The organism is Synergistaceae bacterium, assembly GCA_017444345.1.
Classification (GTDB): Bacteria; Synergistota; Synergistia; order Synergistales; family Aminobacteriaceae; genus JAFUXM01.
The window spans coordinates 1-13,946 of record JAFSWW010000097.1 but is presented as its reverse complement, the minus strand read 5'-3'; the positions used below and the strand labels follow the sequence as shown (position 1 = coordinate 13,946).

The window sequence follows — 13,946 nt, the reverse complement described above, 5'->3', positions numbered from 1 at the left end:
CCTATATTTTATCGCTTGTACGTGTGAGAAATTTTGCCGACTTCATAAAAACTAGATAAAAATATTTCTTCATATTATAAAATTTGTGATATAAATATTGCGTAAAATTAAGAAAAAATTTTTATGGGGGTAATTACGATTCCAACGTCAAAAAAATCTGTCGCTAAGAAAACAACTTCTACTAAGTCAGCTAGTAAAAGTAAATCAGAAGACAGCGGCATTACAGCAGCAAAAACTAAGAAAAGCAAGGCAGCAACTAAGCCACGCAAAATTCTAGAGAACACAGCAGATAAAGGCAAAATTTTAGTCATTGTCGAGTCCCCTTCAAAGGCTGCTACTTTATCTAACATGCTAGGACGCGGCTATATAGTCAAATCAAGCAAAGGACACATGAAAGATTTACCCAAGAGCCGGCTTGCTATTGATATAGAACACGATTTTGCGCCTGAATATATTTTAGTGAAGGGTAAGGCAGCACTCAAGAATGAATTAATAAAACTTGCTGAGAATGCGTCACATGTTTTGCTGGCTTCTGACCCTGATAGAGAGGGTGAGGCTATAGCGTGGCACTTGGCCGATATTCTGGGAGTAAATTTGTCGGAAAAATGCCGAGTCAGATTCTATGAAATCACAGAAAACGCCGTAAAATCCGCCGTAATGAATCCTGATTATATTGACGTTAATAAAGTCGACGCTCAACAAGCACGCAGGATTCTTGACAGGCTTGTTGGGTATACTTTGAGCCCGTTATTATGGAAAAAAATTCGTTACGGCCTATCAGCTGGCAGAGTTCAATCTGTCGCGCTTAATTTAATTTGTGAACGTGAACGCGAAATTATGAATTTTGTCCCGGATCCCTACTGGGTAATCACTGCTCAAGCCGAACACAGACGAAATATTTACGAATTACGAGCAGAAAAACTTGACGGCAAAACTCTCATGAAAAATAATTTGCCGCTGTTAATTAATGCTCAAGAGAAGGCCGACGAGATTATTAACGAAATTAAATCAAATGAGATAATTGTTAAAGAGTTCAAATCCAAAGAAAGCTCACACTCAGCCCCGGCACCTTTCAGAACGAGCACACTGCAGCAGGAAGCATCGAGACGCTTAAGTATGATACCGGCTCACACAATGAGAGTAGCGCAGGCACTCTACGAGGGAATAAATATTCCCGGAAAAGGTCATCACGGGTTAATAACTTATATGAGAACTGACAGCTTGAGAATCTCAAAAGAGGCTCTAACATCATGCCGCGAATTCATAAAGAATAATTACAGACCTGAATATTTACCTGAAAGCGAAAATGTTTTCGGGAGCAGCAAAAATATAAATGTCCAAGATGCTCACGAGGCAATAAGACCGACCGATATAAATTTGACTCCGGATAAGACGAGAAATTTTTTAACGCCTGAACAACAAAAATTATACTCGCTTATATGGTGCAGATTTGTAGCCAGCCAAATGTCTGCGGCAGTTACTGCAAAATCCACGATTAAAGCCGAAGCAGGAAGAGTCGGACTCAAACAGGAAGGCGAAGTACTTATATTTGACGGTTGGAGCTTATTATGGCCTCTTGACGTTAAAGGCTCTGTGCTTGCAAAAGTAAAGGCGGGTGAAATCTTGAAATTAATCAAGACTCAGGACGAACAGAAATTTACGAAACCTCCGGCAAGATATTCAGAGGCGGGATTAATTAAGACTCTGGAAGAAAACGGGGTCGGGAGGCCTTCAACTTATGCGACAATAGCGGGGACTCTTGAATCAAGGAATTATATCGAGAAGAATGACGAGAAGAGATTTAAGGCGACTTCACTAGGCTTGATTGTTGATGAGTTTCTTGCGCAGTATTTCAACCGTAAAGATTTATCATCAATAGTAGACGCGGGATTTACTGCCCAAATGGAAAAGGAACTAGACGAGATAGAAGAGTCACAAAGAAAATGGCTCGATGTCGTCGGTGAGTTCTGGGGGGAATTCTCTAATACATTGAGTGAAGCAGAAAACGCCCCTAAAGTTAAATTGCCTGCTCCTGATCCCATCGGCGAGAAATGTCCGAACTGCGGCCATGATTTAGTGCAGAAACGCGGGAGATTCGGAGAATTTATTGCGTGTTCAAATTATCCGGAATGCAAATATACCCGGCCGATATTAAGCACTATAGGCGTGAAGTGTCCTAAATGCGGCGAGGGCGATATTGTACAGCGTAAAAGCAAAAAGGGACGGACTTTTTACGGGTGTTCGCGTTATCCTGAATGCGATTATGTTGCATGGAATAAACCGGCCGGCGAGAAATGCCCGGAATGCGGAGAAGATTTATACAAACGAGGCTCGACTATTTTTTGCGCAAAATGTAAATACAAAGTAGAGAGTGATTCAGAGTAAATAAATATTCACATGATAAACTATTAATATTTAACGAGAAGGAATGATTTAATAATTATGGCAGACGTAAAAATCATAGGCGGCGGTCTTGCAGGCTGCGAGGCTGCTTGGCAGTTAACAAAACGGGGCTTCACTGTTGAACTTTACGAGATGAGGCCGGAAAAATTGACTCCTGCTCATAAAACGGGCTTTCTTGCTGAACTCGTATGCAGCAATTCTCTAGGCTCGGAAAATAGAGAATATCGCATAACCGGCCAAGGCATTCTCAAGGAAGAACTCGAATTACTTGACTCGCTTATACTTTCATGCGCGAAAGAAACTAGAGTCCCGGCCGGGGGAGCTTTAGCAGTTGACCGTGATAAATTTGCGGGATTAGTTACCGAGAAAATTACATCGAATAACAAAATCACAATAATCCGTAAAGAGTGCGAAAAACTTCCGAGGGGCTTAACAATAATTGCGTCAGGGCCTCTGACAGGCGGAAAATTAGCGGCAAATCTTAAAGTCTTAGCAGATCAGCAAATTTCATTTTATGATGCAGTAGCTCCGGTTGTTACAAAGGATTCAATTGACATGAAAAAGGCTTTTGTCGCTGGAAGATACGGCCATGATGAAGATTATATTAATTGCGCGTTCTACACTAAGAAAAAATATACAGAATTCTACGAGGCATTAATCAAAGCAAAAAGAAATTTACCGCATGATTTCGAACAGAGTGACGCAAAATATTTCAGAGGCTGCATGCCCATTGAAGTAATTGCTGAGAGCGGCTTTAGTTCGATGAGATTCGGCCCGTTAAAACCTGTAGGAATAGTGAATCCTAAAACAGGCAAAGAAGACTTTTACGCGGTCGTACAATTAAGACAAGACAATCACGACGGGACATTATATAACCTCGTAGGCTTTCAGACCGGGCTAAAATGGGGCGAACAAAAACGAGTCTTCTCAATGATTCCGGGACTTGAACACGCCGAATTTGTTAGACTCGGTGTCATGCATAGAAATACATCGGTGAATGCTCCGGCAGTGCTTGATGAGTATTTAAGGCTCAAAAAATGGAATAAAATTTTTATAGCAGGCCAGCTCACAGGAGTAGAAGGCTACATGGAAAGCACAGCAATGGGACTTGTCGCAGGAATTCACGCAGCTATGACTCTAGCAAATAAAGAATTACCAACTTGGCCGCGTGAAACTGGTATAGGCTCATTAATGTATTATTTGCAGACGACAAAGCCGAAAAATTTTCAGCCCATGAACGTAAATTTAGGCATATTCCCAGCGTTACCGGGCATTAAGGACAGGGACGAGCGCGCAAAGATTTCACACGAGAATGCAATTAAAGCAATGCAGGAATTTGTGAAAACTCTATGATTTATGTAATAGGAATAGGACCGGGCGGCAGTGATTCAATTACTCCGCGTGCACTAAACGCAATGAGATCATGCGAAATTATTGCGGGGTATACAAAATATATTAATCTTGTTCGCGATTTGCTGCCCGGGAAGGGCTTTATTTCGTACTCAATGAGGCATGAAATTTTGCGGTGTCAGGACGCTTTGATGATTTCAAGAGATTTTCACGTGGATATTGCGTTAATTTCAAGCGGGGACTCAGGAGTTTACGGCATGGCGGGATTAATGCTTGAGACAGCGAAAGACAGCGGCGAAAAAGTTATTATTATACCGGGTATGACTGCGGCGAACTCTGCGGCGGCTGTACTCGGTGCGCCCCTAATGAATGACTATGTAAATATAAGTCTCAGCGATTTATTAACGGACTGGTCAATAATCGAGAAAAGATTAATTGCTGCCTGCACTGGAGATTTTGTAATCTGCTTATATAATCCTGCGAGTAATCACAGGCCTGAACACTTTAAGAGAGCCTGCAAAATTTTGCTTGAATATAAATCTCCTGACACTCCCGCCGGTTTTGTAGTGAACTCAGACAGAGAAAGACAGCATCACGAAATTATGACACTTAGCGAAATTCAGGACTGCAAATTAATTAACATGTCGAGTCTTGTAATAATAGGCAATTCACAAAGCTATATTCTTGACGGAAAGATTATCACACCTAGGGGATATGAAATATAAATTATAATAAATTCATTCCTGAAGTTATATCGCGTATGTGTTCGAGAGTCCAGTTATCGGGATGATTTTTTTCTTGAATAGTTATTCCGATTAAGTCAATGCGCCAGAATCCCAGCCAATTTAAACTATCTTCAATGTATAAACGCGATGAATTTATTAACGATCTCAATTTTCTATAACCTATTGAGTCCGCCGGTGATTGAATTTTGCCGATTGTCCGAGCCCTGACTTCTATAATAACAAGCTCATTTTTACCTTTATCAAGCGCAATAATATCTAATTCGCCGTATTTATTCCGTATATTCCGGGCTATAATCCGCCACCCTATAGACAAAATATATTCTGCTGCTTTATCTTCTGCGAATCGTCCTAATTCTTGAGCTTGAGTCATTTATTTTATGCTTGCTTCCCTATCAAGTTTATATACCCATGCTAAGACCCTTGCGACGACCTCGTATAATTCCGCGGGAATCTCTTCGCCCAGTTCTAACGATATTAAAGCCGAGACAAGAGCGGCATCTTCAACAATGGGCACATCGGCTTCAATGGCACGTTCTATAATTTTTTGAGCGATAAAGCCTTCACCCTTAGCAACTACACTAGGAGCAGCCATTTTTTGATTGTCATATTTTATAGCTACGGCCTTATCACGTTTTGAATTTTCTTGAGGCATAATAAAAACTTTCTCCCTTGCTTATCATGAAATTTTTTATCAGCGCGACGACTCCCCGCCCATTATTCACGCTATAAATTTTAAACTGTAATGTCTAATCCACGCCCAGCCAGCAAAATATCCCGCTCATTTTCCGGAGCTTTTCGAGAAATTCCTATAAAGCTGACTGGTATAGCGAGTCCCTGAAGTTCTTTGCGCAAATCACGTCTTCTGCGTTCAATGATTCTGCAAGTTTCCGGCTTCTCGGCATTAAGAGTCAAATTACAGCTCTTCCCATCGCTCTCAACAAGCCCGCCCACTTCTCCTAATATATTCCCGGTTAAGCCAAAACCGACCTGCCAATATTTCTGCCCGTCATCGCTATTAACTGAACGTCCCACGAAAATTTTTGCTGTCATGCTCTGTGAATTATTCTCGACTAACGGCCAAAAGGGAGCAGCTAACAAAGCCGGGTTTACTTCAGGACGCGGAGATTTCATTAATATAGATTGAGCCTGCAAAAACTGCGCTATGTCGTCATTGCCTTCTTTCATGCCCTTAAGAGATTTAACGGGGTCTTGACCGTCTGAAGTGTCAGATTTTAATTTCTTGCGTATTCTGTTCCACATGTCATTAATTTCTGAGTCGTTCATTGCTGCATATTGAGATAATAATAACGCGTTTTCTTGAGTCATAGGCACATCTCGCGCCCATAATTCAATAAATGAAGATAATTCGCCCGGATGTGATCCGGTTTTCCGCCAAGCGTCTTTTACTGCTGTGAGTACTTCATTAGATAATGGCAGCCCGCGAGCTAATAAGGCCGTTGCAAGTTCTCTATCACGTGCGGGAATTTGCGACAAGAAAGAGAGTTCACCCTGTGAAAGTCTTAAAACCGGCACACCGTCCGGCCCTGAAGCGTCCCATACTGCCCTGAATCTTTCGCCCGGTATAAGTGAAATAGTTGCCCTTGCCCGTAAATCTTGAGTCGCTCCGTTGACTTCGACTCTAACTGTATAAGTACCGTCATTATTTTGCGATAAGACAGTGCCTTCTATGAGCATTCCCGTGCGGATTCCGGCAAATTTTGTTAACTGCCCGGGCTGTAAAATTTGAGGCTGGTTAATTATTTGTCCCTGTCGAGTGCTTATATTCTGCTGGGCTTGATTGTAATTCTGCTCTAACTGAACATTTAAATTATTTATCGCCGGCATTTGTTAATCTCTCACCTTCTCACAAATTTATAATAATTATAATAATTTTCGGCAGAATGACTCTCTATGTACACTAGAAAGCCCGATTAATTTTATAATATCTCTATGTTCTTGAGTGGGATAACCTTTATTTTTTGCGAATTTATAGGCCGGAAATTTCGAGTCAAGTCTTATCATGAGCCTGTCTCTTATTACTTTAGCAACAATTGACGCAGCTGACACAACAGGAATCAAATCATCAGCCCGTATTAAGTTCCATTGCTGAAAATTTAAATCGGGGATTCTCTCTGTTCCGTCAACTATCACACAAGCGGGCATAATATGAAAATTTTTAGCTATTTTCTTGACGCTCTGACCCATTGCCCATAATGAAGCCTGCAAAATATTATCGCGTTCGATTCGTGATATACTGCCCATTGAAGCACGCCAATATACGCCGATTTCATTCATGATATTAAATAAATTTTCTCGTCCCTTAGGAGTCAAACGCTTAGAGTCGCGCAATTTGTAACGAGTTAAAATTTTTTCCTGTTCACTAGTCAAATATACTGCTGCTGCGACAACAGGCCCGGCCAAAGCTCCCCGCCCTGCCTCATCTGTGCCGATAACTGCGCCGCGTTCACATAAAGAGTTTAAATTTTCTAGTGCCTCATCAGGTTCAGCCCGTGAAGACAAGATTAAATCATTCTTGAACAAAGTTAATTGCCTCATGAGAATTATCACTAAAATTTATAGCGGGTTCGCTGTCAGGAGTCTCAAGACATACAGGGCCGAGTCTCCCATTTGAGAAGGCTTCAATAAATTTTTGCCCGGCCAGTTCGTTATTTATTCGTCCGCCTGAAATAAGACAGCCCATTCGCCGCCCGATTCGTTCGAGTGTGAGCTCTGCGGGTTCATCAATAAATTCAACGGGCAATAACTCAAGCATATTTTTAGCGCGTAAAAATTTTATGAGCATTAACGCAGCATTCTCAAAGCCTCCGACAACATCAGCTTTTGCACAGCCCAGCCACGATAAAATTAAATGCGCTCCTGATTCTGCGTGAGGGTCAAGAATTCCGGGCGAGTCAACAATTAATAAACCTTCATTTCTGTACCAGTTCACGGACTTAGTAATACCGGGAATATTTCCGACTGAAGCACTTGACTTATTTATTAACGAGTTCAGCAATAAAGACTTCCCTACGTTTGGAATTCCTACAACTGCGAGTCTTGCTTCCCTGTGTGAAGGCTTAAATTTTAGTATAGCTTTCTTGATTGAGTTCAAGCCCGATTTACTTCGCAGATCTGCCGCAAATGCATGTTTGAATTCTCCCAGCCATAAATTTAATTTCTCAATATCGGCCAAGTCCTTACGCGATAATACATGAATAACCGGCTTAATTTTCGCGAGTGATTTAATCAACGGTGAAGAAGTTGACACGGGCGCGCGGGAGTCACGAACTTCAACAATTAAATCAAGTTTTGAGACTAATTCATTTAATTTGCGAGTCCCCTTTGCCATGTGGCCGGGATACCATACAGAACGAGGCATAATTATTTATTTGGGAATTCCTATTCTATTAAGCGGCCAATACCGGAAAAATACGGGCCCTCTCATGTCATCGAGCGACGCAAATCCCCAGTAACGGCTATCCTGCGAATTCGGGCGGTTATCACCGAGCATGAAATATTTTTTTTCAGGCACAGTGAAGGGCACTTCAGGGAATATACTATTAGCGCGCAAATTAAATCTATCATGATTCTTTATATACGGCTCTTCGGTGGGCTTGCCATTTATGAAAACGATTCCGTCCTTAATGTCAACTACATCGCCGGGGATTGCTATAACTCGTTTTACAAAATCGCGCTCTTTATCAACCGGATATCTAAATACATAAAGCGAGCCTCTTGACGGTTCAAATATCCAATTCCAGAATTTAGCGACTAAGACTCGATCTCCCACTTCTAGAGTCGGAATCATTGAGCCGCTGGGAATCCAGAACGCCTGAACTATGAACGTGCGTATTATCATAGCGAGAATAAACGCCCATACAATTGTCTCTATTGTCTCACGCCACCAAGGTTTTGCTGCTGTTGCTGCCTCTGCCATTTCTTGTAAGAGTCCTCCATCTATTATAGATTTATGAATAAAATATTATTTTGCTGATAAATAATAACGCCTAAAACTTTTTCAAGCAAGAATTTATCAAGAAATAAACAAATTCAGCAGGCTATTATTATATTTTTGCTATTATGAATGCGGCAACATTTTTTATCCTTTATTCTACTCCCACCCGCCCACCCGACTGCTTACGCAGCCGAGTAGAATAGTGAGATTTACAGCTATAATAACAACCTGCCGAGAAATTTATTTTATTTTCTGAGTCGTCCCGTCCGGGTTATAAACATGAGTCTCTGATTTCTTAGCTGAACGATTCACAATGCCTAAATCCTTACCGTTTAGAATAACTTGCGCAGAAGTAGGCCGGCCAAATACGACTCTTGCTGGTGCGTTTAGATCCCACTTCATTGACTCGCCGCGCCTTAGAGTCCTTCTATAGACGGGTGCAGAATTTCCAAATGCTACACTCAGCCAGACATCATTAACTGCTCGAATCTCTAAAGAAGGTTTAACGGGTTCGGGCTTCTTTTCGGGTTCTTTGCTGACGACTTTAATATCCATAGAAGCCTGATTAATTAAATCTTTGCTGACAGGTGTAATTAAATCGCCTGAAACAGGTTCGGGGACTTCAAATAATGCGTTGTTATTGCTGCCTGAAAAATTAAATAATTTCAAGTTCCTTAAATCAAGACCTCCATAACTCACAGCGTACCAGACATAACAGCCGGTCCCGACAAGTGCAAGAATCAATACAAGAAATATCCAGAAGTGAGACGCAGCTTTAAAGCCTTTGGGAACTGATGAGCCGTTGCCGAGAAAGTTATTAATGCCGCGTTTTCTCTGCATTTCCTGCTTTCTTGAGTTCGGATTAAATGCACGGTCAAGCTGATTCATAAAATCTTCCTGCAAGTCTTCAGCGTCTATCAGCTTTAAATAAGTCCGCACGAATCCTTTTGTGTATACTAATTCGGGGAAGTTCTCATAATTTGCTGTCTCTATACCCTGCAAATATTCCTGTCTGATTTTTGTGCGGTCAAATACGGCCTCAAGGGTCATTCCTAAACTCTCGCGGCGTTCCGTTATAAGTCTTCCCAGTTCCTGCAGGGCCGAGTCTCTTTCTGAATCAATCAAAATATAATGCCTCCTTTATTTCTGCCAGCCACGCGCCCGGATCATCATGCTTAAATACTGCGCTCCCGGCTACAATTACATCGCAGCCTGCTCTAGCAATGTCTATTATATTATTATCATTTATTCCGCCGTCAATCTCGATTAAATACGAAAATTTATTTACTTCTCTGAGACTCACGAGTTCGCGGACTTTATCGAGACTGTTATCTATAAATTTCTGCCCGCCTAATCCCGGAGTTACTGACATGATTAATACTAAATCAGCAAGATTTAAGATTGACTCGATATTTCTGACCGGAGTCGCAGGACATAAAGCAACACCGCATTTAATACCGGCGTTCTTAATCTGCATCAATGAAGCGTGCAATAAATGATATTCTGTCTCGGCGTGTATAGTAATCAGTGAGGGCTTAACTTGAATAAATAACGGTAAAATTACTTCTAATCTATCAATCATTAAATGAACGTCAATAAATGAATCCGGCAATTTTTTACAGAGTGCCGCCGCTGTGTCTACTCCAAATGACATATTGCGAACAAAATGACCGTCCATTATATCCAAGTGCAGCCAGTCATAATTATTGCCTAGTGACTCAATAGAACCTGATAAATTTAACGGGTCTGCTGCTAATAAAGAAGGTGCTAATAAAGTTTTCCGCATGATATTATCTCCTTTTTTCCTGCCAGACGGACTCGCCGCCTAAATAATAACTTATAATGCACTCATTTGTATAGCTCGCTGAAGTGTTAATACTTTCACCGCTCCTGACTTGACGATTTAAGACGGTTCTTTTTCCGGCCGGGTCAGTGATTTCGATTCTTAATTCCATAGGTCTTGCAATGGGCGGGACTATATAACGAATGGGAGCCGTTTTGCTGCCTCCTGACTGCGCTGGAGTCTGGGTAATTGCCGGTGCTGGAGTCTGCGCGCGCTGCTGATTTTGACTCGGGGTCGGCATTTGAGTACGAGTCTGATTCTGAGTCTGATTCTGATTCTGAGTCCCTGCTTGATTATTATTATTTGCCGGTAATTCGTAGTCATCGCCGATAAAAATTTCTTCCTGCCCCTGAACTTGAACACTTACTTGACGATTATTATTTGCGGGCTTGGCCGGAGTCTGAGCTTGATTATTATTATTATTATTTTGCTGATTCTGAGGCTGATTTGTAACGCGCCTGACATTAGAATTTGAATCAGAATCCATGAATCCCGCCGGACGTTTTTGAGTAGCTAGCTTTAATATTACGCCTTGACCTGACTGCAAAGTGCTGCCTGCCGAGGGTCTTGTCTCAATTGCTAAACCTTCAGGCAATAAAGGGCTGTAAACTTTATCGACTCCAGTAACTTTCACGCCGGCTGCTTCTAAGATATTGCGTGCTTCTTTCTCGCTCATTCTATTAACGTCGGGGACGGTCAAGACATTTTTATTTGCGGGTGTGCCTTCCTGAACTAATAAATCAATTTTGCGGCCTGAATTAATGCTTGCGGGGAATGCGGGACTCTGAGCTATAACTTTTCCGGCCTCTGTGTTAGGCTCCTTAATGCGAACGACATCACCGAGCGAGAAACCTTGCGAATTTATGAGAGATTGAGCCTCCGCTAAAGTTTTGCCCCTTACATCAGGGACATCATGAAGTTCGCCGCCGCCTTGACTTACTTGTAAAACTATTACTTGACCTTTTCGCGATTCTGTACCATGTTCGGGAGATTGTGCGAGGACTCGACCCTCCGGCAAAGTTGACGCTACATTTTCAATCTGAACAACAAAGCCTAAACGCTCGGCCTCAGCAACTGCATCAACAATTGAACGTTCTTTCAAGTTTGGAATAACGCCTTCAACTTCTGGCCGGAAAAATACGGCGTATATTGCAACAGCACCCGACGCAAATATAATCATGGCAACGAGTAATAATACAATTTTAAATATTTTGCCCAAGTGATAAAACCTTCCTCCTAAAAATTTTTACGCTTTATTCTACTCCCACCCGCCCACCCTGCTACTTCGTAGCAGAGTAGAATAGTGAAAATCAAAACCTGCTAATTATTATCTCTTGAATATCAACGCACAATAAAACCCGTCAAGCCACGCACTAGAAGGCAATATATATAATCCATAGGGCTTGCCCTTCCTGAATGAATGCCCGCGCAATTCCGTGCGAATTTCCATACAGTCCGGATTATTTGCTAACACATCAGCTACTATATTTTCATTTTCGAGCTTTAACAGACTGCAGGTAATATATAAAACATGACCGCCCAGCTCACATAAATTAACGGCGCGATTTAGTAATTTTTTCTGCATTGACGCAAGATTATCTAACTTTTTCCAGTCCATACGCCATTTTGACTCGGGTTTGCGATTCCATGTGCCTGAACACGAACAGGGCGAATCAAGAATTATAAAACTAGGCATTTTATCGGGCTCAAGGGTTAAAGCGTCTCCGGTTTTCATTATTGCACGCTGATTTACGCCTAATCTTGTTAATTCGTTCACTGCACTATTTGATTTATTGCCTGATAATTCCCAGCATTCAATTTGTGAATCTGGTAAATCCTGCAAAACTTGACCGGCCTTAATTCCCCGCCCTGAGCACATATCAAGAATTAATCCCGAACCTGAATAATATTTCTTTACTAGGGATGCAGTAATAATCGATCCTTCAGACTGAACAGTGCACAGACCTTCAGAGAATCCCGGCAAATTTCGCGGCAAAATTGACTCGTTTAAGTGTATTGCGTCAGAAATATCTGATTTAACGGCTTTGATTCCCTGACCTGATAATAACTGCATTAAATTATCGAATTCTCCGGGCTTGACTCTCAATGACGAATACGAGGGCAATTCCATATAATTAAATAAATCGTTGAGTTCTTGACGCGACCAAGTTTTTAGCCATACAGGAAGAGACCACGAGGGAACTCCAGCCCATAAAGCACGGCCTTCAAGAGTCGGGGATTTCTTGAATTTTTCGGGCTTGTCTGCTGCTGACTCTTTTATTTTGTGTAAGACTGCATTAACTAGACCGGCATATTTCGCGAGTTCATTATCACGCTTTAAATATTCGACTATGCCGTTAATTAACACGCCTTCAGAGAATCTGCGTAATTCAAGAATTCCGCCCGCACCTACTATCACACTTGTATAGACTTCAGGAGGCAAAGACTCTTTTGCGCGTAAATAGTCATCTGAAATTTTCTCCCATAATTCACGCCTGCGCATTACTATATAAATCAATGACGATGCAAGAGTTATATCAGGAACTTTCATTTTTTCTCTGTCTGCTAATTTCCTGAGAGCTTCAGACGCAAAAATAGGCCCGTTGTTATTTTCCGTCAAAACTTTTAGAGCTGCTTCTATACCGCGCAAATTAATACCTCCTGACTATATAGATTTCTATAAAAATTTTCATATAAATATTTATTTCGAGTCAATGTATCATAATTTCCTGTAAAAATACCGCGCATTATCTCATAAAATTTTATATATATCTGCAAATTAACGCCTCCGAGAATTACGAATCATCAGCAATCTTACAAGCTGCAATACTGACATCAAGGCCGCCGCTATATAAGTCCATGCTGCTGCGGTCAAAACTTTTTTTGCCCCCGCGAGTTCCTGAGAGTCAAGCGTGTGAGTCTGCTCCAATAATTTTAATGCCCGTGAGCTTGCGTTAATTTCTACTGGGAGCGTAACAAGGTGAAATATTAGAGTTCCAGTAAATAAAATTATCCCGATATTGACAAGGGTCATGCTTCCCATAAGAAGACCTATCATAAATAGCGGTATTGATGCAGTTGACGCGAGATTTACGGCAGGAACTATTGAATTTCTGAATATAAGCGGCGAATATGCTTCTAAATGTTGAATTGCGTGGCCGACCTCGTGAGCAGCTACACCGATTGAGGCTATACTCCGGGAATTATAAACGCTGTCAGATAAATTTAATGTCCTGTTTCGCGGGTCATAGTGATCTGTGAGAGAGCCTGCGACGTGATTTATCGGCATATTTGCCATCCCGTAAAGAGTCAATAACATTTTTGCGACTCCGTCTGCTGTAACGTTGCTGCGTGCCTGAATTCTGCTATACTCGTTAAAAGTCGAACTCACGCGGGACTGTGCCCACATTGATAATAACAAAGCTGGTATAACTATAATAATAGTAGGGTCAAGCCCATAACCTAACATGCTAAAAAATTTCCTCCTGATTCAATATATTAATTTCGTGAAGTCAGTATAACATAAAGATTTGATTTTATATTTGTGTGAGAATGCGAGAATTTGCGAAATTTTTCCGTGAAGTCCTTATAAACTGGAGGCGGCACCCAGAATCGAACTGGGGATAAAGGATTTGCAGACCTCTGCCTT

14 protein-coding genes are annotated in these 13,946 nt (G+C 41.5%); 3 read left to right on the top strand and 11 right to left on the bottom strand.

Features of this window, described 5'->3' with window-relative positions; translation table 11 throughout:
* Positions 1-123 precede the first annotated feature (123 nt).
* From topA to cobJ, 3 genes are read left to right on the top strand one after another with little or no spacing between them, the layout of a single operon-like run.
* Positions 124-2,385: a type I DNA topoisomerase gene (gene topA, locus IJS99_07490; protein ID MBQ7561658.1), complete on the top strand. Its 2,262-nt coding sequence runs from the start codon at positions 124-126 to the stop codon at positions 2,383-2,385.
* A gap of 54 nt (positions 2,386-2,439) precedes the next feature.
* Positions 2,440-3,756, top strand: coding sequence for a methylenetetrahydrofolate--tRNA-(uracil(54)-C(5))-methyltransferase (FADH(2)-oxidizing) TrmFO (gene trmFO, locus IJS99_07485; protein ID MBQ7561657.1), 1,317 nt, complete (start codon positions 2,440-2,442; stop codon positions 3,754-3,756).
* Positions 3,753-4,478 (top strand): precorrin-3B C(17)-methyltransferase, encoded by a 726-nt coding sequence (cobJ, locus tag IJS99_07480; GenBank protein MBQ7561656.1) that lies wholly within the window; start codon positions 3,753-3,755, stop codon positions 4,476-4,478. The genes trmFO and cobJ overlap by 4 nt, the downstream gene beginning before the upstream one ends.
* Before the next feature lies 1 nt (position 4,479).
* On the opposite strand, the gene IJS99_07475 is transcribed toward cobJ, so the two are convergent.
* From IJS99_07475 to IJS99_07425, 11 genes are all read right to left on the bottom strand, one after another.
* A complete protein-coding gene (locus IJS99_07475; protein MBQ7561655.1) occupies positions 4,480-4,869 on the bottom strand; it encodes a YraN family protein in 390 nt (129 codons plus the stop codon).
* Positions 4,870-5,151 carry an EscU/YscU/HrcU family type III secretion system export apparatus switch protein gene (locus IJS99_07470; GenBank protein MBQ7561654.1) on the bottom strand — a complete coding sequence of 94 codons (282 nt, stop codon included), beginning with the start codon at positions 5,149-5,151 and terminating at the stop codon, positions 4,870-4,872. It lies immediately after the preceding gene.
* Between the two features lie 80 nt (positions 5,152-5,231).
* Positions 5,232-6,344, bottom strand: a complete 1,113-nt coding sequence (locus IJS99_07465) for a hypothetical protein (GenBank protein ID MBQ7561653.1) — start codon at positions 6,342-6,344, stop codon at positions 5,232-5,234.
* Positions 6,345-6,380: 36 nt separating this feature from the next.
* Complete coding sequence (locus IJS99_07460; protein MBQ7561652.1) at positions 6,381-7,055, bottom strand: ribonuclease HII; 675 nt, start codon at positions 7,053-7,055, stop codon at positions 6,381-6,383.
* Positions 7,027-7,878 (bottom strand): 50S ribosome-binding GTPase, encoded by an 852-nt coding sequence (locus tag IJS99_07455; protein ID MBQ7561651.1) that lies wholly within the window; start codon positions 7,876-7,878, stop codon positions 7,027-7,029. The genes IJS99_07460 and IJS99_07455 overlap by 29 nt, the downstream gene beginning before the upstream one ends.
* A gap of 6 nt (positions 7,879-7,884) precedes the next feature.
* Positions 7,885-8,436 (bottom strand): signal peptidase I, encoded by a 552-nt coding sequence (lepB, locus tag IJS99_07450; GenBank protein MBQ7561650.1) that lies wholly within the window; start codon positions 8,434-8,436, stop codon positions 7,885-7,887.
* A 258-nt stretch (positions 8,437-8,694) separates the two neighbouring features.
* A complete protein-coding gene (locus IJS99_07445) occupies positions 8,695-9,579 on the bottom strand; it encodes a DUF4115 domain-containing protein (GenBank protein MBQ7561649.1) in 885 nt (294 codons plus the stop codon).
* A complete protein-coding gene (gene rpe, locus IJS99_07440) occupies positions 9,572-10,240 on the bottom strand; it encodes a ribulose-phosphate 3-epimerase (protein MBQ7561648.1) in 669 nt (222 codons plus the stop codon). Before rpe ends, IJS99_07445 begins: the two co-directional genes overlap by 8 nt.
* Before the next feature lie 4 nt (positions 10,241-10,244).
* On the bottom strand, positions 10,245-11,516 hold the full coding sequence (locus IJS99_07435) for a PASTA domain-containing protein (protein ID MBQ7561647.1): 1,272 nt from the start codon (positions 11,514-11,516) through the stop codon (positions 10,245-10,247).
* Positions 11,517-11,624: 108 nt separating this feature from the next.
* The gene (locus IJS99_07430; protein ID MBQ7561646.1) at positions 11,625-12,947 is read right to left on the bottom strand and encodes an RsmB/NOP family class I SAM-dependent RNA methyltransferase; all 1,323 of its coding nucleotides are present in this window, start codon (positions 12,945-12,947) and stop codon (positions 11,625-11,627) included.
* Positions 12,948-13,076: 129 nt separating this feature from the next.
* Positions 13,077-13,766, bottom strand: a complete 690-nt coding sequence (locus IJS99_07425) for a zinc metallopeptidase (GenBank protein ID MBQ7561645.1) — start codon at positions 13,764-13,766, stop codon at positions 13,077-13,079.
* Positions 13,767-13,946 lie beyond the last annotated feature (180 nt).